This window comes from Microbulbifer sp. ABF4_107 (assembly GCF_056312215.1).
The window spans coordinates 396,579-417,551 of the sequence record NZ_CM149983.1 but is presented as its reverse complement, the minus strand read 5'-3'; the positions used below and the strand labels follow the sequence as shown (position 1 = coordinate 417,551).

Sequence of the window (20,973 nt, the reverse complement as noted above, 5' to 3'; positions counted from 1 at the left end):
CCCCATGTCCCTGATGCGAATCACCTCCCCCCACGCCCACTCCGGCCAGAGCACTTCCAAAGTGATGCTGCAGGTGGCCGCGGCCACCGTCCCCGGTGTACTCGCGCTGGTGGTCTACTTTGGCCCCGGCGTCCTGATCAATATCGCCCTGTGTATCGCCACCGCGCTGGCCACCGAGGCCGCGGTGATGAAACTGCGCAATCGCCCGGTTGCCTTCTATCTGAAAGACTACAGCGCCCTGGTCACCGCCCTGCTGCTGGGCATCGCCCTGCCGCCCTACTGCCCCTGGTGGATTCCGGTGATCGGCAGTGTCAGCGCGATTCTGCTGGCCAAACAGCTCTACGGCGGTATGGGTTACAACCCGTTCAACCCCGCCATGGTGGGTTATGTGGTGCTGCTGATCAGTTTCCCGGTGGAAATGACCCGCTGGGCCGGCGCCGCGGACCTGATCCACGGCGCGCCGGGGCTCGGTGAGACCGCATCGCTGATTTTCGGCAATATGAATGTGGACGGCTTCACCCGCGCCACCCCGCTGGAAATCGTGCGCCACAACGAGTCCACCATCCTCGCCCAGCTGTACCAGATGGAGCCGGTGTTCAATAAAGGCTCTGTTGCCGGGCTCGGCTGGGAAATGGCCAACTTCGGCTTCCTGCTGGGCGGCCTGTTTCTGCTGTTTCGCGGCCTGATTACCTGGCACGGCCCGGTGGCCATGCTCGCCACCCTGACGGTACTCTCCATCATCTTCTACGATGGCGGCAGCTCCCTTAGTGAAGGCTCACCCCTGCTGCACCTGTTCTCCGGCGCCACCATGCTCGGCGCCTTCTTTATCGTCACCGACCCGGTGAGCGGCTGCACCAGCAACCGGGGCCGGCTGATCTTTGGCGCCGGCGTCGGCCTGCTGGTGTTTGTGATCCGCGCCTGGGGCGCCTATCCGGATGCGGTAGCCTTTGCGGTACTGCTGATGAACTTTGCCGCGCCCTTTATCGACAACTACACACTGCCGCGCACCTACGGCCACAAGGCCGCGCGCAAGGCCACCGACCTGGAGGAACAGTAATGCTGAAACGCTCCATCGGTAAGAATGCGACCATCCTGGCCCTGTTCGCCCTGGTGACCGCCGGCACCCTTGCGGTTACCCAGATCACCACCCGCGAGCCCATCGAGCGGGCCATTCGCGAGGCCGCCGCCAAGGCCCTGCTGGAGATCATCCCCATCGAGCGCCACAGCAACGACCTGCTGGTGGACACCTACCCCATCCCCAAACAGTACTGGGCCATGCTCGGGCTGAAGCAGGGGGGCAATATCAACCTGGCGCGGGAAGGTGACGGCACCATCGATGCCGTAATCATCCCCACCGTGGCGCCGGACGGTTACTCCGGGCCGATCCAGATGCTCGTAGGTGTGAACCGCGACGGCACCGTGGCCGGCGTGCGGGTGACCAGCCATGCGGAAACTCCCGGTCTCGGCGACAAGGTGGAAGTGAAGAAGAGCGACTGGATACTTTCCTTTGACGGTACTTCCCTTCAAGACCCGGGCCGCGACCAGTGGAAAGTGGAAAAAGACGGCGGTGCCTTCGACCAGTTCACCGGTGCCACCATTACCCCGCGGGCAGTGGTAAATCAGGTGCGCACGGTGCTCGATTTTGTCGCCGAGCACCAACAGGAAATCTTCAGTGCGCCGGTGTCCAAGCGCGCGGTAGAAATAGAACAGCCCCAGGACAACCAGGGGGAGAACAACTGATGGCCACACCTGACTCTTCGCACAACTATGGCGAGATTACCCACAACGGCCTGTGGAAGAACAATCCCGCGCTGGTGCAATTACTCGGTCTGTGCCCGCTACTGGCGGTCACCGGCTCCGTGGTCAACGCCATTGGTCTCGGTCTCGCAACCACCGCGGTACTCGCCTGCTCCAACCTCGCAGTGTCCCTGGTGCGCCACCAGATGCCGGAGACCGTGCGCCTGCCGGCGTCGGTGATGATTATTGCTACCTTCGTGACCTGTGCCGAACTGCTGATGAAAGCGTTCACTTACGAGCTGTATCTGGTGCTGGGTATTTTTATCCCGCTGATCGTGACCAATTGCGCGATCCTTGGCCGCGCTGACGCCTTCGCCAGTAAAAATCCGGTACTGCCCTCACTGCTGGACGGGCTGATGATGGGCGTGGGTTTCAGTGCAGTATTGATCGTGATCGGCGCGATACGCGAAGTGATCGGCCGCGGCACTCTGTTCAGCGATATGGACCTGCTGCTCGGCCCCGTGGCCGCCAACTGGACGCTCCCCGTGCTGGGGCAGGATTATTCCGGTTTCCTGGTGGCGGTACTGCCGCCGGGCGCATTTCTGGTGGCAGGGCTGCTGATCGCGGCCAAGAATGCTATTGATGCCGGAATCGAGCGCCGCCGCAAAGCCGATGTCAGCGTTGTCACCGGCAGCAAACGGGTGCGCACCACCGGAAAAATTTCCTAGCGAGCTTTTATTCTCAGATCGAGTACGCAGGAGCAAGTCGGGCTCGATAAATGCCGATAGAGGATTACCGGCGCCCCCGAAATACCGGCCAAGCGCCGGTATTTTTTTAAACGTGATTTATTGACCAATAATAAGAAACGGTTCAAGCCAATTTACATACAGCACACATACCAATTCCAGATATTCCGACTGTGAATTCACCCATTTCCCGAAATATTCTTCAATTAACCCCATCTGTAATAAAACGTAATGGGAATTGCTTCACAAACCTCACTTCCACGGTGGCTAACCTGACTCATATCGATAAAATAGCGCGGCCGTCCCAAACTGTCTTGCCGGTCAAATCTATTCATGGCAATGACCCTGTGACTTTCGTTAGACTGATCGCATAACGATAAGGTCAAGACAGCACGGGAGCGGAAACAACGTGAACAGGCAACGCCGCCTACAGCCAACAAACCGCGCTATTTTCATCTGGATCAAGTACTGCCCGATACCCGATAGCTGTCTGCCCCATATCGCAAAGGAACTCTCGCAACCATGACTTTAGACAATGGAAAGTCTGAACTGGTCTATCAAGGTCGTCGCGCGCTACGTGCCGACAGCCGTCAACGTCGCAAAGCGATTTTAGAAGCCACACTTCGCCTGATTGTAAAAGATGGCATCCGCGGTATCCGTCACCGCGCTGTTGCCAAAGAGGCTGCCGTTCCACTGGCTGCCACTACTTACTACTTCAAACAGCTCGATGACCTCATCAGCGATGCATTCACTTATTTTGTAGAACAAAATATCGATCATACCCGCAACCTCCAGGAAGCAAGCTTTTCCGCCGTGCGCCAGCTTACCCCGGAGCAGATGCACTCGCCCACGGGCCGCCGACAGCTCCTTCAGCAGCTGACCCGCTTTGTGCTAAATCACATTCGCTCTCAGGCCAATAGCCGCAACAACCGGATTATTGAGCTGGCATTCAAAAATGAAGCACTGAGAAACCCGCAGCTGACTCGCGCCGTGCGCATGGCCAACCAATCGACCGAGAACCTGATTGTTGATTTCTTTGAGCTTTTACAACTGGCTGATCCGCTGGCCGCGGCGCAGATCGTGCACGGCACTATCCTGAACCTGGAATTTCAGATTCTCAGTGGCGCCATTTCGGTGGACTCTCCACTGCTCGAGCGCACCGTGACGATGATGGTAAAAGGCGTTATTCCTGAGTCTGACGCACCTGCGCTGGCTATTAACCTCGAAACTCACAGCGCATAGATCGACCCGCTCACTCAATCAATTGTACTGCCCCGACAAGCAACTCGTCGGGGCGTCTACATCACTACTCCGCTTCTCGGCACCCTCCTCTCCACAACAGCAGAAAATGCGATTGTCGCGCGCGCCTTTGCTGCAGTACAGTTTGGTAGACTTTCCTGCCTCCTCACCGATTTACCTCACCTATTCACCTCACCGATTCACTTCATCAAAGGGAATCGAGCTACACACACGTCCTGCGCAAGCTAGAATTTTAAGAACTACACCGGATGTATCTGCAGAAGTACCATGGGATTGTTTGTGCTTGGGCGTAAGTTTTTCTGTCTTTTCATCGTCCTTCTCGCGGTCTTCGCCTGTCAGCGCGAGGACGAAGGGACCACCCCGGAGACCTCGCCACCTCCCGTTTCTGGCGCGGCTGACCTGGAGACAGATGACCAGGAAGACGCCGAAGACAACAACTCCGCCGCCGATGGCGCGACGCCTGAATCGGGCGATGACGATCCTCATATGCACCCCGCCTCCCGGGAGGAACTGCGTCGAGAGGCCGAATGGCCACAGGAAACCAGCGGCGAATATCCGATCCACGCCTACGACAATTACACCGAGACCGGTGACCTTCCCGGCCTGTTAAAACAGGGAAAGCTGCGCATCCTCGTTGATATCTCCAATAGTGACTCATTGCACCGGGAAGCGACCATTCAGGATCTGGAACTGAGCGAAGCGAAACGCTTTGCTACCCGCCTCGGCCTGGAACCGGTAGTGCTTTACGCCAACAACTTTGACCAGCTGATTCCACTTCTGAATGAAGGTAAAGGCGACATAATCGCCAATTACATGGTGATCAACAAGGAACGCAAAGAGAAGGTCGACTTCTCGATACCCACGGCGAGTACGCAGCTAGTTCTGATTTCGCGTGACAATGTAAAACCAGTCTCGGAATCCACCGACCTTTCGGGGAAAACACTGGTAGTAACCAAGGGCACGGTTTTTGAAACCGCCGCTCGAGAATTCATCAAAAAACACCCCGGCCTGAAACTGAAAGTCTCACAGCGAAATTATGTGGAGCTAGTGATCGATGTTGCGGAGAGCCATATCGATCTCACCATTGCGGAAAACCATATTTTCAACCAGGTTTCCCAGTTCAAGGACAACATTGTTGAGAACCACACCTTCCCGGACGAGTACGAGGTGGGTTGGGCCATTCGCAAAAACTCCCCGGAATTGTTGCAAGCCATGGATGATTTCATCCGCCACAGCAAGCTCACACGAACCGTGAATCGATCCATCGGTGACCTGGAGGAAATTCGGGAGCGGGGTTATATCCGCATACTGACACGCAACCACCCCGGCACCTACTATATGTGGAAGGGCCGAATCATGGGCTACGAATTCGAATTGGCCCAGGCGTTCGCGAAAAAGCTCAAGTTGCGCCTGGAAATTATCGTTGCACCGACGCACGCGGACCTGCTCACCATGCTGCGGGATGGCAAGGCCGACATCGCGGCCGCGCTGCTCTCGGCTACAGAGAAACGCGATAATAGCGGCATGGATTTCTCCACTCCCTACATGAATGAACGCGTAGTACTGGTGGGCGAAGACAGCGACACCATTGAATCACTGGAGGCACTCGACGGGCGCACAATTCACGTGCGCAAGTCGAGCAATCACTATGATGTTGCCAAGCAGCTCAAGAAGAAGGTACCGGGAGTCAAGATTGAACTGGCACCGGAAGAACTGAACATCCAGGAGATTATCGACCGGGTTGCCGATGGCGAGTACGACCTCACGATCGCAGATCGCCTGTCGGTAAAACTCGAGCACGCCTGGCGCACCAATGTCGACGTACTGCTCGACCTTGGAATCGAGGACAATGTTTATGGTTGGATGGTCCGTGAAAACAACCCGGAACTCCTCAAGGCAATTAACAAGTTTTTTGCCAAAAAAAGTACGCAGAAGAAAATGCGTATTCTGTACACAAAGTACTTCGACTCTCCGAAGCGCACCCGTCCGGAGATTGATGAACTCAATGCAAACGGGACCATCTCTCCCTATGACGAGTACGTAAAAAAATATGCCGACGAGTATAACTTTGACTGGAGACTCGTCGTAGCGCAGATGTTCCAGGAGAGCACATTCAACCCCAAGGCCAAGTCCTGGGTAGGTGCGCGAGGGCTGATGCAGGTTATGCCGGACACGGGGAAACAGGTCGGGGAAAAAAACCTGTTTGACCCGGAGAGCAGCGTACGGGCAGGACTTAAATATCTGGAGTGGCTGCACCGTAAATTTGAAGACAAGGGGATCAGCCCGGAAAACATGATGTGGTTTACTCTCGCTTCCTACAATGCCGGGCTCGGCCACGTGTACGACGCGCAGGATCTCGCTGAAGAAAAAGGCTGGAACCGGAATGTTTGGTTCAACAATGTCGAGAACGCAATGCTGCTTCTCTCAGATAAAAAATATTACGAGAAAGCGCGCTACGGTTACGCGCGCGGGCAGGAACCGTACGATTATGTGCGCAAGATTCAGGAGCGCTTCCGTACCTATGTTGCGTTAATTGAAGATTATGAGCGCAAAAACAATGAGACAGGTCGTCTTCTGGACTTTCTCTATCCGCAATACCTGACCACAGAAGAACTGGCAAAAACGAGACCTCAAAGTGGCCCCCTGGGCGCACCGCTGGTCAACGCTTCCCATTAGAGCACGGCAGGCGGAAGTCGTTGACGTCCGCCTGCCGGCGTTTTCAGGAACAGTTACCCGGCAATGAGGCAATCCATTCTTTTAACAGCTCAGCGCCTTCATCATGGGACAGGCTGCGCCCAAGCTCGGGCATCATAGCCCCGGGATCAGTGGACTCTACGCGGAAGTTGAGGATGGATTCATCCGGACTTCCGGGCACAATCGCAAACAACCGGTCGCCAGAGCCGGTGCCCGCTGCAACGGGCGGTTTGCACACACCCAGCTTGCGTCGATCCTGTTCGGCGCCATACAACATCAGTCCGGAAGTGTCCGCCGGCCCACTGGGGTTGTGGCAATGGCCACAGTTGATATCCAGGTAGGAACGGGCACGCTCTTCCAGGGACGCGGTGGCATCCTCATAGGCGACATTGCGCGGGACTTCCGCGAGGTCCGGTACACCGGTCAGGTAGCCCACCTGCTGCCAGAACAACAGCTGATTTTGCGTACCATCCTGAACACCGCTATCGCGATAGTCGTAATCCTTGTTCAGGTGGCGTGCGCGGGGACCAATCGGGCGCACCGCTTTCTTAGCGTGGTTATCCGCATGACAGCCGGCACACTGATTCGAGTCCGGCACTACATAGGTGAAAGCCTCTGTACTGCCATCGGCACTGACCAGCTGCAGGCGCTTGGCATCTCCGGCGATTTCCAGCACTGCGTCCGTCTGTGCGTCATTCCACACGTAGGGCAGTGCCTGCCAACCGTCGGCACGCTTCACCAGCAACCGGGTCTCGATCAACTTCACCTTGGACAGGTCGAGACCTGAGCCGGCAAAGTCTCCACTGTAATCATCGGTACGCACCACAGCGCCCTCTTTCCCCAGGGGGTAATAGAAGGTTTTGCTGATGATAGTACCCTCCGGGTATTCAAAATCAGACTCACCGTAAGCCGCACTGGCACCATCCGGCATCCAGACTGTGCGCAACTTGTGCGCATAGTCGGTGAACAGTGCGGTATTCAAGTCAAACGGTACCACCCGATCATTCAGTGACAGTTTTCCGTCAATGGCTTCGACCACGTGCCATTGACTCAGATTGTCCGGGACAGCACTACGCTCGTGTACCGTCACCTGCTCACGGGGTGCTTCGCACCCGGCGAGCAGCAGGGCCAGTACCGCGCCCCCGAACCATCTGGCTGAAGCAAGCTTACGCATCGGTTACCTCATTGATTGCGTGTTGCTCTTCCTGAGGTTTTTCCTGTTTGCTGTCGAAATCGAGAACCACTTGCGGCAGCTTTTTCAGGTTGCAGCTGTGCTCCGTGATATCGGTAGTGATGTTCTTGTAACCACCTTGAAGGTCGACATTGATGATGCCCACACCTTCGTTCTGAATACACAACTTCAGGTTTTCCGGCAGCTTGCCATCAACCATTTTTTCCTTGTCGACCGCACCATCCCACAGTACGTCTGGCAGGCTACCGGTAAGGCCGAATTTGGCAATCTTCAGTGCCTTGAGTTCCAGGTCGTCTGGGGACTCGCCACCACCAGTGAAGGTGTTGTCGTAAATGTAAATACCTTCCGGGTAGGGGTCGAAGTTCTCCTGGGTGGACTTGTCACTGTAGTAACCCGCGGCGAAATAGCTGCTCACGATGACATTGGCGGTGTCGTTATCGGAAATTTCGTTATTGAAAATTTCGACAAAATCGTTGGAGTTGATCACCACACCAGAACCTGCAGGTACTGCAGCTACCGGGGTGCCTTCGTGACCAAAGTTCTCGTAATTGTTTTTAAACACCTTGTTGTTGTACACGCGAGTGCTGTGACCCGGCTGCGGCAGGTTCGGCATATTGAAAACCAGAATACCGCCGGTGTTATTGGTGGCAACGTTGTCGTATACGTCGGCGCCGATGGTATTTTCGATTTCGATACCGGCAACATTAAACTCGGCGCGGTTGTTGCGCACGATGACGTTGCGCGACTGCCCCACATAGATACCGGCATCGGATGCGCCGATGGCAACAGTACCTTCCACCAGGGTGTTTTCGGTCTGTACCGGGTAGATACCGTAGGCGCCGTTCTCGGTCGCCGGGCCATTAGTCCACTCAACGCGGATATCGCGAATGACGATGTTTTTACCTTCGTTGACTTTGAGTGCGTCACCAATCGTGTCTTCAATGGCCAGATCTTCGATGGTGAAGTCGCTGGCATTTACCAACAAACCTTCAGCCCCCTGAATCTGGTCCTTGAAGGAGAGAATGGTCTTATCCATTCCCGCACCGCGGATGGTTACGCCATCGACGTTGAGGGACAGACTGCGGTTGAGCTGGAAACGGCCTTCCGGAATTTCAATGACATCGCCCGGTTGCGCCTGGATCAGCTGCTTGAGTAACTGCTTCTGGAACTCCGCGGTTTCAGCACTACCGGCGCTGTTTGCGGTAGTGGCTTCTTCTTTCTGAGAACAGGCTGTGGCCAGTGCTGCCAGCAGGAGCGCGCCCAATTTAGCCGATGTCTTCATTTTGTCTCCAAATTTCTTATTGGTATTTGAGGTGATATCCACACTTTCGCGGCAGCGCTTCCGGTCCGAAAGGCCCCAGGTCGTGACCAGAGTTGCCCGCCCATTCTTAACTGGTACGCATGTACCAATTAGGGCGGGCAAAATACGTGACTGCCAGTGGTCGGATACTATCCCCTCGTCGGAGCCTGATCAATTCATCAGATGGAACTTTTACTCAATTTAACCAGATACGGGCCGACCGAGGAGTCAAATAGACCAGAGAAGAAGAGTGCAAGCGGGGCTCGAACCTCACAACGAGGCTGCAGGTGAGGCAGGAGATTAAGCGGACAGTAGTATCCCGCGCCACGGCGGGCTCGGGATACCATACAACAAGAGCGAGCGGTGAGGTCTAGTGCTGGAAAACCGGCCCGGCGACAAAGCTCCAGAACAGGACCGTGCCCACCATGACCACCACAGCCATTACCAGGCACACCGTGACCACGGCACTGGCAAACAGAAAGCCTCGCTCCTCAGAAACATTCATCACTATGGGAATTCCCACATACAGCAGGTATACCGCGTAGGCGACTGCAACAGTCGCGAGCAGGATATCCAGCCATAAGATGGGGTAAAGTCCGGCAGCTCCGGCAATAAAGATGGGGGTTGCGGTAAACCCGGCAATCACGATGCCTTTCATCGGATGGGTTTTCGCACCGTAGGTTTTTGCCATCCAGTGAATAAAGTAACCCACCGCGACCACCGCGAGAATCATGGTGACATAGAACACCGCTACCAGAGAGAGCGCACTGTTGTTGGTCAGCGTGCGGACCTGGCCTCCCCGACCGATATTCCAACCGATCTCTGTAGTGCCGAAATACCAACACAGCGCCGGCACCAGCGCCAGGATGATAACGTAGGGGATCTGACGGTTTACGCCCTTTTCCGACAAACCGGCAATTTCCTGCCACTGCCTGCGCGGTTGTACCATCAGGCCGTAGAGATGATTCAGCATTCCCGTTCTCCTCACTCGCGAGGAACCACACGGCTTGTAACCGCGGGGAAAACCTTTTAATGAGCCACAGCCGTAAATCGACTCTTCTGTCTCAATTTGATCTGGATACGACTTGTCAAAGTGAGGGATACCGCCAAAGGCTTTTCCCAAAAGTTCCAGTTTCTTATGTGTCTCATCTAGCGCCTTCCCGGTTGGGGAGGCTCTCGATGGATTGCCTGTGCCCGAAAGTGTGGGACACCCTAGATTTGTAACACCTTCGTCATGCAAGTCAACGTGGGTGGATCAATTGGCGGAAATAAAAATGCGGTCGTTTCCCCAGGAAACAACCGCATTCACAGGAGTGCTACGGAAGCACTCGAAAATTGGCCAACTCTCTTTTTCGGCGCTTTCTCGGCACTTATCCAGGCGCAGCCGCAAAAAATTGCGCCAACAAAAATCCGGAAAAGAGTGTAAAACCGTCAGGTATTCGCAACTTGCACCATATGCATCCAACCAAACCGGTCTTCCGCACGGCCCTCCTGTATATCAAGTAACGCTGCGCGCAATTTCTCGGCCACCGGACCAGGAGCTTTCGCGAGGCGGTAACGCTGCGCGCCGTCACCGAGCTCGCTGATCGGGCTAACGATGGCCGCAGTACCGCAGGCAAACGCTTCGCTACAGGTGCCTGAAGCCACCAGGGCCAGCAAATCATCGATATCGATTTCCCGCTCATGCACTTCAATGCCCTGATCCCGCGCCAGGGCGAGCATGGAGTCTCGTGTAATGCCCTCGAGAATCGAGCCATTCAGAGCCGGGGTATGCAGGGCCCCATCCATAACCGCAAAGAAGTTCATGCCAGACAGTTCATCCACAGTGCGGCGGTTTCCGGGATTCAACCACAGAGACTGGTCGTACCCGCGCTCCTTGAGCTGCGCAATACTGAGCAGCGACGCAGCATAATTTCCGCCGACTTTCGCATCGCCGGTCCCCCCGACCGCGGCGCGGCTGTCCTCGCGCTCTACCCACAGGCGCATATTGCCCGCGTGATAGGCCTCGGAAGGGCTGGCAATTACATAAAACTCATAGGCCTTGCTCGCCGTTACCGCGAGGTCTGGCTGGGTACCCATAAGAAACGGGCGGATATACAGGGACTCACCACTGCTGCCAGGAATCAGGTTGGCGCAGTGCGCCACCACGGTCCGCACCGCATCCAGAAACAGGGATTCCGGTACCGGGGGCATACACAGGCGGCGGGCGGAATGCTCCATGCGCTGAGCGTTTCGCTCCGGGCGGAACAGGCCCACACCACTGCCGCAGCGGTAGGCCTTCATGCCTTCAAAACAGGATTGCGCGTAGTGCAGCACTTTGGCCGCGGGATCCATCGCCAGCGGGCCGTATGGCATCAGCTCTCCGTCGCTCCAGCGACCGTCCTGATAGCGGGCACGAAACATGACCGGAGCCATGACGGTGCCAAATCCCAGCCGTTCGGGAACCTCGAATCCGCGCAGGCTGGCGATGGCTTCCGGTTGTATTTTTATCGTCACAGAGCTCTCCCACTGATATCTGATGCGGTCAATCCAGCGAATTATGGCTGGAATGAAACGTTTTTCCAAACCCACAGAACAACAGGTGACAAATTCAAGCAAAAGACAAAGATCAAACGCCATTTTATTAGGATGAACCGTTCCCTGCACTACCCAAGGCACACGGCCGAATGCAGGAGTTCACCGCGGACTCCTACCGATAGTCCACTTCGACAAGCTAGTCCGCCGACGGCAGCAGAGGTGTACAGAGCCGTCAGAATCCCGTCTCTCGGGCCATTTTTTGGCACCGGGATAATTGAGAGTTCCCCCCCACCGCTTCACGGGCTGCCAGACTGTTGGAACCAAAGTGCAAACCACGATTACGAACAACCCAGCGGGCAGAGTCATCACAAACCACGACCCACAGGTAGCCGGGAGCAAGCCCCTACCACCTCAAGTAAAAGCGCGTCAATCTCAACCGGAATCCGCGCTTAGCTGCACTGAACAGATGTACCCCGATAGTCAGTGGCGCGCCTCCCTACGCGAGGAGGCAAAGCGCGAAATATCGTTGGCTATACTCAAAATACATGGACGGCGAACGCCTATTGCAAGGGAAGCAAGTGCCAATTTCGAGGCCAGAGACTTTCCGGCGACACCAGAGTCCAGTGTCGATATCGACAACACACCGGGCAACCGGCAGGAAATTGAACGAACCACACTTCAGGGAGAGAGGTCCCGCGCTAACTACGCAGCCGCAGCTACCCGTGTAACTGCAGCAAATACAAGTAGCCGCGCGGACATCGAGCTTGTCGAAATTCGTGAATCACGAAATTTGGCAGGTCACGCAAAACATGAAATGGAAGTGGTTCAATCGTGACACAGACAGAAACCAGCAACGCAATTGCTATCGGCTTGATGTTTACAGCCTCAGCTCTGCTGTGTGGCTCTGTTGCGGCGGAAGAGATATCCGCCCTCGACAATGCCAAGGCTCCACCGGCGGCGTATATAGAAGCTGCCTCAAAACCACTGGAGAAGCCAAAACGACGGCTTCGTCCATCCGTGGCGATCGACGAATATCGCCAGCGTATCGAGGATATGGAAGCCGAGCACGGCGCCTACGGAGCCGGCATTGATGAGCAGCTTCTGGGTCTCGGGCATGCATTGCAGCGACGTGGTGCACACGAAGAGGCAATCTCCCAGTTTCGCCGCGCCATGTTGATCAACCGTGTGAATGAGGGGCTCTACTCCCTCAACCAGGTACCGATGATCGAGCGTATGATCGAGAGCCAAATTGCGCTCAACGACTGGGAAGATGCCAACGATAACCACGAATATCTATTCTGGCTGCATGCAAAAAATTACGGTGAGAAAGACCCGCGCATGCTGCCCATCATTGATCAGCTGAGCAGCTGGCATCTGCAGGCTTACATCGATGAAAAAGGTGCGACACTGTTTGAGCACCTGATCAATGCCACCAATCTTTACGCACTGGCGGTGGATATTATTTCGCAAAATTTTGGCGCCAACGACCTGCGCCTGGTGGAGGCCCTGCGTGGCCTGAAAGCCACCAACTATTACCTGGCCACCTACTCTGGTGAACCCCAGGAAGCGGTAGTCATCAATACCAGTTTTGGCGGTGGCAATTTGCCCAACGAACGACGCGCGCAACTGGATCACTACCGGATGAACAGCTTCAGTTCGGGTAAAACCGCGATCACAAAGATCATGGATGTTTACCAGAAAAACCCGGCATCACCGCCGGCCGCTTCGGCAAAAGCGAAGGTGGAGCTGGGCGACTGGTACATGCTGTTCAACAAGTGGCATTCCGCGCGGGAAACTTATGGCGAAGCCTACCGCGCGCTCTGGGACAACGGCGCCACCAACCAGGAAATCGATGAGATCTTCGGCCACCCGGCAGCGTTGCCCAGCCTGCCACTGCTCGACGAAGACCGGGAAGCGCTGGCAAATTCTTACGTCACTGTTTCCTACGACGTTACCGCGTTCGGCAAGGCGCGTAATATCCGCATTATCAGCGCGCAACCGGAAGACAAAGTGAGCATCCGCTCGCGAGTGCGCAACGTACTCAAACGCGCAAAATTCCGCCCGCGCTTTGAGAACGGCGAACCGGTGGAAACCACCGGTATCGTTCAACGATTTGTATTTGATTAAAGCCACCTATGATTAAGGCAGTGTTCGACTGATGTATCGAGGTAAGTTGACCTGAGGGGCGCAGCGGGATGAAAACTGGCAGCGAATAACGCCTGAATCCCAAAACCCCCGGAAAGGAAAACTGTCGAACAGATAGGGAACCAGCGGGCCACAACGATTTCGTTGCGGCCCGTGAACGCATCAGGAGATAGCCAATGACGTTACGGAAGTTTGCGCGCCGTTTTAATCCGGCCACCGATGAATTGCACCGTGTCAACTGGAAAGCACTCGCCTCCGTGGTAGTGCTCGCGGCCGTAGTGAGCGGCTGTAAAAACCAGCAGACGCAACAACAGCCGCCCGCACAGCCGCAACAGTCCCAGTCGAGCTCATCCAGCTCCTCGCAATCACAATCCCAATCGCAGTCGTCCAGTTCGTCGAGCAGCCAGTCTTCACAGTCGAGCCCATCCACAGCGAGCAGTATGCCTTCGCCGAGCTCGCCCAGTAGCAGCCGCAGCAGCCCGAGCGTGTCGACATCGAGCAGCCAGGCGCAGCCAAATACCTCGCTCCCGAGTATCGAGTCCGGCGACCGCTCCAGTGAACAGGCAACCACCGCATCGGACCAGGGACAAGAGTCGCAGCGGCGTTCCCGCTCGCGTAGCAGCAGCGATTCCGACCCGACGGCGAGTCGCAATCCATCCACACCGGTGTATAGCGACTCAGACCAGCACCCGGACGAATCCCGCATGCCGCCGGATCCGTCCTCAAAAAATAGCGAGAGCGAGCCACCGGATGAAATCGACTTTTCTGAAGAGCAGGAAACCGCGAGCAGCTCTTCCAGTAGCTCCTCGTCGAGCTCTTCCGCCAGCGCTTCCTCCAGTTCATCGTCGAGCGCATCTAGCAGCAGCTCTGCAAGTGCCAGCGCCAGTGCCTCTGGCGCACCGAGCAGTGCGTCCAGCAGCTCTCCCGCTTCCGCACAGAATGGCGGGCAAAGCAGTGCACAGAGTGGCGGCCAAAGCGGACAAAGTGGTGGGCAGCAATCCAGCGCCACCGCCAGTGCCGGGGGCCCCGCAGGCGGTAGCAGCGCACCGAATGAAGCGCCGATGAGTAGCGCAGAGCGCGTTGCGGAACTGGAGGGCCAGTTTGAATCCACCATGGCCAGCTACGACGGCATGATCCTGCGGGAACGGGATTACGTCCGCAACCGCCCGGCTTCCGCCGAAGAGCAGGAAGCCATGGAAGACGAAGTCCCTGCAGGGGAGTCTCTCGAAGACCTGATTCAGTCCGCAGAGGCCGAACTGCCCGCGCCACCTCCACCGGGGGGCCAGGGTGAAGGTGGCCCCGGGCCAGAGCAGAGCAATTCCAGCGGCCAGGCCACCGGTCCCGGGCTGCCCACCAAAGGACGCCAGGGCGAGTTCGATCACAGCGGCAGTGCGACAGTGGTGCCCGCCAACGTGCCCTCCGGTGACGATGACGATGTCGTAGCGCGGCAGATTCGCGAGGCCGCCACACGTGAGTCGGACCCGGAATTGCGTGAAAGACTCTGGGAAGAGTACCGGAAATATAAAAAATCACAGAAATAACGATGAATATTCATCACGGAATATACGGACACTAGGGAGAGAGTACTGATATGTTTTTCTCGCACGCACGCAGCGCCCTGGCCAGCCTGGCATCAGGTCTTTTGATCATTGCCGGCTGTACCACCACCGAGGTGCGCACCACCGCCTACACACCGCTTACGGTCGAAGACAGAACCATCGCGGAAAACCGTTTGCTGGATGTGGGTATTGTTCAGTTCAATGCGGGCCTTGATCAGGAAGAGGAGCTGGAAGAGGACGAGCTGGTCTTTCCGGAACTGCGCCGCGCGGAGTCCCGCTACATCGCCGTGACCCTCGCCGATGCACTGCAATCCAGCCAGGGTTGGGGTGCGGTACGGGTTATTCCCAGTGAGCGGACCAATATCGATGTGACGGTGACCGGCACCATTGTGCAGTCCGACGGAGAAACGCTAACCGTTTCCGTAACCGTGCGCGACTCCCGTGGCCAGCTGTGGTTTACCAAAGAGTATACCGAGCAGGCCTCTCACTACGCGTACGACCGAAAACACCCCACAGAAGGCGATGCGTTCCAGGGTATCTACAATCGTGTTTCCAATGACATGTTAATGTACCGCCAGCGTCTGTCAGACCAGTACATCGCGGAGCTGCGCACTATTTCCGAAATAAAGTTCGCCCAGAGTTTCTCCCCCAGTGCATTCGAGCGCTACCTGGTTCAGGACGAGGAAGGACTTTATCAACTGACGTCCCTGCCCGCGGACAACGACCCCATGTTGATGCGCGTCCGCCAGATTCGGGAGCGTGATTATCTGTTTGTAGACACCCTGCAGGGTTACTACGACACCTTCGTCAAGACCATGGAAACGCCCTACCAGGAATGGCGAGCCATGAGTTACGAAGAAGTGAAGCAGATGCGAGAGATGAAACGCAAAGCGCGGAATAACACCATCATGGGTGTGGCCGCCATCGTCGGTGGTATCGCAACCGCGGGGGCTGGTGGCGGTGCCGCACGTCAAGCCGCCAATGTCGCCGTAGCCGGTGGCGGTTATCTGGTGAAAAGTGGTTTCGACCGTCGCTCAGAGGCCAAAATGCACATAGAGGCACTGCAGGAACTGGGTGATTCAATCGAAGCTGAGGTGGAACCACAGATCGTGGAGCTGGAAGATCGCACAGTCACCTTGTCTGGCTCAGTAGAAAACCAGTACCAACAGTGGCGTGAACTGCTAAAAGAAATCTACCAGGCAGAAACCGGCGGGTTGCAGGATATCTGAAGCCAAGCCAGATCACTGAGGTAACCGAGGTAGAGAGGGAAGGCCGCTGCCGGAAATGTTTTCGCGTATCGGCCTCCAGACAATAACAGCGAGCAAAGCGGAAATACCATGCAACACCGCGATTCAGAATCCAGAGATCCATCATTCATTCAGCCTGCCGAATTTACTTTCGGAAACGGAAATGGTGCCGGCGATACAGAAGCGCACACCAAAAGCCAGGTATCGCCTACCGCCGATCGCAGTGGAAAAACCCCAGTTAAATGGATGCCCCTGGTTCTCGGCACCGGAATGCTCAGTGCGCTTGTCGGCGTGTTCTGGGTGCTTCCTCAAATGGTAGAACCGCCGGCACCACCGGTAATAGCCAGCAAGGCCACGACCGATTCAGGCGCACAGAATACCAAACCCCGCGTAGAGGAATCCCCGTATACCGAAGCGGAGATCATGCAGCAGCGCCGGGATGTACAAAAGGTACTGCAGGACATTTTGCAATTACAGGAAGAGTTACTGGAAAGACGGGTGGAAACCTGGGCAGCGGAAGAGTACTTTGCCGCACGCACGCTCGCTGAAGGTGCCGATGGCATCTATCGGCAGCGCAAATTTATGCAGGCGCTCGAACAATACCGCGAAGCTCTGTCTGGTATGCAGGCCCTGCGCGACAGTATTCCCGAGCGCATCGAGACGTACCTCGCTGCAGGTCATGCGGCTTTAAACCTGGGCGATCATCAGGCAGCGCAAAAAGCGTTTGATCTCGTACTGACAATTTCTGAAGACCACCCTCGCGGAGTAAAGGGAAAATCCCGCGCAGATTTATTACCAGAGGTTTGGCCTCACGTTACCGCCGGTAAAGACGCATTTTCAGAAAACGACCTAGACAAAGCAAAGGCGGAGCTGGAACAGGCGCTGTCGCTGGATACGGAAACGGAGCCAGCCAAAGCACTGCTAACTGAAGTGACTGCCGCAATTCTTGAGCGAGACTACAGCGAAGCAATGTCAGCAGGTTACGCGGCCATCGCCAACGCTGATTTCGACAAGGCCAAGTCTCACTTTGGCACCGCCAAGAAACTCAAACCCAATGCCGCCGACCCGGATACAGGCCTTCGCCAGGCCACCAACGGTGTGGCACAAGGGCGCATAGACCGGCTGTTTGCCAGCGCCTCGGAAAACGAACGCGCTGAGCAGTGGCACAAAGCCGCAAAACAATACGCAGAGCTACTCAAAACCGACAGCAGTCTGGTGGAAGCCGTTACCGGGCAGGCGCGTAGTCTGGCGCGCGCCAAGCTCGATGATCAACTCCAGGAGCTACTGGACGACCCGCTCAAACTGAGCCAGGCCAAGCGCAATCAATACGCGCGCAAGGTGCTGTCCGATGCGCGCGCGCTCAAGGCCGACACACCCCGGTTAAACGGACAGGTCGAAGCCCTGGAAACAGCGCTGACCCAATCGCTGATTCCGGTTACCGTCGTTTTGCAGTCCGACGCCAGCACCCAGGTCACCATCTACCACGTGGGCAAGCTGGGCAACTTCTCTCAGCGCCAGATCGCACTGAAACCCGGGCGCTACACCGCGGTAGGTACCCGCCAGGGATACCGGGATGTGCGCCACGAATTTGTTGTGGAACCCCAGTCAGAATCCCCGGTGGTTACCATTCAGTGCGCCGAGAAGATCAACAGCGCCAATAATTCCTGAAACCGGAAACCCTCCCCCGGCGATCGGATCAAAATGTACAGATTTTTCATGTTGTACAACCGATTCGCCGGTATCTCCTGCCTTACGAAATTGACCCTTTGGACGTAATTTCCTACGCCTTTCGCCGGTAGGGAGCCGTGGACAAAATTGTCGCCTCAGTATCGCCAAAACAGGGAAACCTGCGCCAATCATCCGGCGACTCAGGCCGCAATGGCGAGAGCAGACTAAGCTGAAATGCGCGGCTCTGTATCTCTCCTCCAAGGATGACCCCGCCGACCTGAATGCGGATATAACGACGATCGCCGCGACGGAAAAATCAATAAGTGCGCAGTAACAGGGAATCACTAATGACAGCCAAGGAAGCGGTACCCGCACGCGACAGCGAGCCGGCCAACGAAGATGTATCCGTTATTCAGCCAATAGGCTTCACTCCCGCTCCGGTGACCTCCGGCGGTAGGAAACTGCTGCTCTCCCCCAAGGCGATTGCCGTCGTCAGCTGCCTGCTGATCGGCGCGCTGATGCTGGTTTATCTGCTGGTTGCGCGCTCGCTGATCTTCGAAACCCAACCCGGTGATGCAAAAGTTACTGTGAGCGGGCTGGCTCTGCCTCTGGGTGACGGCCACCTGGTACTGCCCGGCCACTACAGCTACACCGTGAGCGCCACAGGCTACCTGCCGCAAAGTGGCGAGGTGGAGGTCAGCAGCGACCGCAACAGCCGCCACGCGGTAAATCTTCAGCGCCTGCCCGGGCACCTGCAGGTCGTGACTGAACCAAATGTACCGGTACGCATTCTTGTGAACGGTGCCGAGGTTGAAAGCAACGGCGGACTCGCGCCCGCCATTCCCGCAGGTCGCAAGCGGATTACCGTATTGACCGAGCGCTACCTGCCATTCAGCAAGGAAGTGGAAATCGAGGGACTGGACAATACCCAGACACTCAAAGCCAGCCTGCGCCCGGCATGGGCCAACGTGCACATCACCAGTACTCCCGCCGGTGCGACTGTCAGCGTGGAAGGCAAGGTGCTCGGGACCACCCCGCTCACCGCGGAACTGGTACAGGGCGATCGCCTGGTGGATATATCCCTGCCCCAGTACAAAACCGTGCAGGTGCCGGTCCCGGTAACCGCCGGCGTCGATCAAACATTACAAACCGTTGACCTCTCCGCCGCCGACGGCACATTGCGCGTCGTGAGCAATCCCCCTGGCGCCAGTATCACGGTGGATGGTGAATACCGCGGCCAGACACCGATGGATTTGGAGCTGGCATCCAACAGTCGCCACCAGCTACGATTCTTTCTGGACGGCTACAGCACCGTGGAGCGCGCAGTGGACGTTCGCGCCGGTGACCTGCGGGATATGAACGTGGAACTCACACCGGTGTTCGGCAAAGTCTCCATTACCAGCAGCCCTGCCGATGCGCAGGTATTTATCGACGGCAAACTTGCGGGCACTGCAGGCCAGACCTTCACTCTGCCTACCCGTAGCCACAGTATCGTGGTACGCAAGGCTGGCTTTGAGGATTACCAGACCACCATTGTTCCCTCCAGCAAGCTGAAACAGTCTGTACGCGCAGTGCTGTTAACCGGTGAGCAGGCCCGCTGGAGCAACGTACCTGCGGAAATCACCCATGGCGCCGGCGGCAAGATGTTACTGATGCGCCCAGATGCAGAATTCACGATGGGCTCTTCCCGCCGCGAACAGGGTCGCCGCGCCAACGAAGTGCTGCGAAAGATTGCACTCGATCGCCCCTTCTACATCGGCAGTACAGAGGTTACCAATCGCGAGTACCGCCGCTACCAGCGTATGCACAGCTCCAGCCATACCAACGGTGTCAGCCTGGACAACGATAGCCTGCCCGTGGTGAACATCAGCTGGAACGACGCAGCTCTTTTCTGCAACTGGCTTAGTGCTCGCGATGGACTGAAAGAGGTCTACCGTACCGAGCGCGGCCGCGTGGTCGGGTTCGATGGCAGTGCGAACGGCTATCGTATGCCCACCGAAGCGGAATGGGCTTGGGCATCGCGCTTTGAACGCGGCGCAATGCGTAAATTCCCCTGGGGCGACTCCCTGCCGGTGGGCAAAAACTCCGGTAATTACGCCGATACCAGTGCGGGCCAGATTGTTCCCGCGGTGCTGCGCACATACAACGACCGCTACGCTGCCACAGCGCCAGTCGCCAGCTTCTCTGCCAATCATCTCGGCCTGTACGACATGGGCGGCAACGTCTCCGAGTGGATTCACGATCTGTACACCATCGGCACCGGCTTGTCCCTGAAACGGGAGGAAAACCCGGTTGGGCCGCAGGAAGGGGATTATCACGTGGTACGTGGTTCCAGCTGGAAACATGCGGGTCTCACCGAACTGCGCCTTTCCTATCGGGATTACGGTGCAGAGCCGCGGGATGATATCGGCTTCCGCATCGCCCGCTGGGTGAACTGAGGAACTGAAAATGCAAAAGCAACATTCACCCACACAACGCGAGATAAAGGCGCAGGCGTTACCGGCTGCCCCCCTGTTCGGTCGCCGGTTTGTCATCGCCACTCTGTCCCTGGGTTTTGCCGCAGCACTCTGTGTCCAGGCGCTGAGTACGCAGGCGCAGTCTTCCGTGGAAGACGCCCAAAGCAAACAGGCAGACGCATCGAAATCGGAAAGCGAAGCCGCAAGCGCCGCCCCCGTTTCAGTCGAGAAGGACACAGCCAGGCCCGTGAAAAAATCACCACCCAGCATCAAAGCGCAGAGTGCACAAAGCGCCGACAACTATGAGGCAACCGAGGAAATCTCCGAAGATCTCTCTGTCTCCTATCCAGTAGATATTTAAGCGTTAGAAAGACCAACGCGTAACACCAAACGCAGCAATAGTAATACCGGGCCGGAAGCCAACGGAATGGCCCCACAAAAAAGCGGGAAAA

At 56.7% G+C, this 20,973-nt stretch carries 15 protein-coding genes; 11 read left to right on the top strand and 4 right to left on the bottom strand.

Going from position 1 to position 20,973, the window contains the following annotated elements; all coding sequences use genetic code 11:
- The first annotated feature begins 4 nt into the window (after positions 1-4).
- The 5 genes from rsxD (at position 5) to ACYX4K_RS01535 (ending at position 6,419) form a co-directional block, all read left to right on the top strand.
- Complete coding sequence (gene rsxD / locus ACYX4K_RS01555) at positions 5-1,057, top strand: electron transport complex subunit RsxD (RefSeq protein ID WP_475093846.1); 1,053 nt, start codon at positions 5-7, stop codon at positions 1,055-1,057.
- Positions 1,057-1,740 (top strand): electron transport complex subunit RsxG, encoded by a 684-nt coding sequence (gene rsxG, locus ACYX4K_RS01550; protein ID WP_475093847.1) that lies wholly within the window; start codon positions 1,057-1,059, stop codon positions 1,738-1,740. Before rsxD ends, rsxG begins: the two co-directional genes overlap by 1 nt.
- Positions 1,740-2,465, top strand: coding sequence for an electron transport complex subunit E (locus ACYX4K_RS01545; protein WP_475093848.1), 726 nt, complete (start codon positions 1,740-1,742; stop codon positions 2,463-2,465). Before rsxG ends, ACYX4K_RS01545 begins: the two co-directional genes overlap by 1 nt.
- Positions 2,466-3,005: 540 nt before the next feature.
- Positions 3,006-3,725 (top strand): TetR/AcrR family transcriptional regulator, encoded by a 720-nt coding sequence (locus ACYX4K_RS01540; RefSeq protein WP_475093849.1) that lies wholly within the window; start codon positions 3,006-3,008, stop codon positions 3,723-3,725.
- 285 nt (positions 3,726-4,010) lie between these two features.
- Positions 4,011-6,419 (top strand): MltF family protein, encoded by a 2,409-nt coding sequence (locus tag ACYX4K_RS01535; protein ID WP_475093850.1) that lies wholly within the window; start codon positions 4,011-4,013, stop codon positions 6,417-6,419.
- A 43-nt stretch (positions 6,420-6,462) separates the two neighbouring features.
- Here ACYX4K_RS01535 and ACYX4K_RS01530 read toward each other — a convergent pair whose 3' ends face one another.
- From ACYX4K_RS01530 to ACYX4K_RS01515, 4 genes are all read right to left on the bottom strand, one after another.
- Positions 6,463-7,611: an SO2930 family diheme c-type cytochrome gene (locus tag ACYX4K_RS01530; protein WP_475093851.1), complete on the bottom strand. Its 1,149-nt coding sequence runs from the start codon at positions 7,609-7,611 to the stop codon at positions 6,463-6,465.
- Complete coding sequence (locus tag ACYX4K_RS01525) at positions 7,604-8,911, bottom strand: parallel beta-helix domain-containing protein (RefSeq protein ID WP_475093852.1); 1,308 nt, start codon at positions 8,909-8,911, stop codon at positions 7,604-7,606. The genes ACYX4K_RS01530 and ACYX4K_RS01525 overlap by 8 nt, the downstream gene beginning before the upstream one ends.
- A gap of 388 nt (positions 8,912-9,299) precedes the next feature.
- Positions 9,300-9,902: a Yip1 family protein gene (locus ACYX4K_RS01520; protein ID WP_475093853.1), complete on the bottom strand. Its 603-nt coding sequence runs from the start codon at positions 9,900-9,902 to the stop codon at positions 9,300-9,302.
- A 458-nt stretch (positions 9,903-10,360) separates the two neighbouring features.
- Positions 10,361-11,425, bottom strand: a complete 1,065-nt coding sequence (locus ACYX4K_RS01515; protein ID WP_475093854.1) for a branched-chain amino acid aminotransferase — start codon at positions 11,423-11,425, stop codon at positions 10,361-10,363.
- Between the two features lie 852 nt (positions 11,426-12,277).
- On the opposite strand from ACYX4K_RS01515, the gene ACYX4K_RS01510 reads away from it, so the two are divergent.
- The 6 genes from ACYX4K_RS01510 to ACYX4K_RS01485 all read left to right on the top strand — a co-directional run bounded on the left by ACYX4K_RS01510 (position 12,278) and on the right by ACYX4K_RS01485 (position 20,882).
- A complete protein-coding gene (locus ACYX4K_RS01510) occupies positions 12,278-13,573 on the top strand; it encodes a hypothetical protein (protein WP_475093855.1) in 1,296 nt (431 codons plus the stop codon).
- A gap of 194 nt (positions 13,574-13,767) precedes the next feature.
- On the top strand, positions 13,768-15,132 hold the full coding sequence (locus tag ACYX4K_RS01505) for a hypothetical protein (protein WP_475093856.1): 1,365 nt from the start codon (positions 13,768-13,770) through the stop codon (positions 15,130-15,132).
- Positions 15,133-15,182: 50 nt separating this feature from the next.
- Complete coding sequence (locus ACYX4K_RS01500) at positions 15,183-16,379, top strand: hypothetical protein (protein WP_475093857.1); 1,197 nt, start codon at positions 15,183-15,185, stop codon at positions 16,377-16,379.
- A 108-nt stretch (positions 16,380-16,487) separates the two neighbouring features.
- A complete protein-coding gene (locus tag ACYX4K_RS01495) occupies positions 16,488-18,065 on the top strand; it encodes a tetratricopeptide repeat protein (RefSeq protein ID WP_475093858.1) in 1,578 nt (525 codons plus the stop codon).
- Between the two features lie 347 nt (positions 18,066-18,412).
- Positions 18,413-20,503, top strand: coding sequence for a PEGA domain-containing protein (locus tag ACYX4K_RS01490; RefSeq protein WP_475093859.1), 2,091 nt, complete (start codon positions 18,413-18,415; stop codon positions 20,501-20,503).
- 10 nt (positions 20,504-20,513) lie between these two features.
- The gene (locus ACYX4K_RS01485) at positions 20,514-20,882 is read left to right on the top strand and encodes a hypothetical protein (RefSeq protein WP_475093860.1); all 369 of its coding nucleotides are present in this window, start codon (positions 20,514-20,516) and stop codon (positions 20,880-20,882) included.
- The last annotated feature ends 91 nt before the right edge of the window (positions 20,883-20,973 follow it).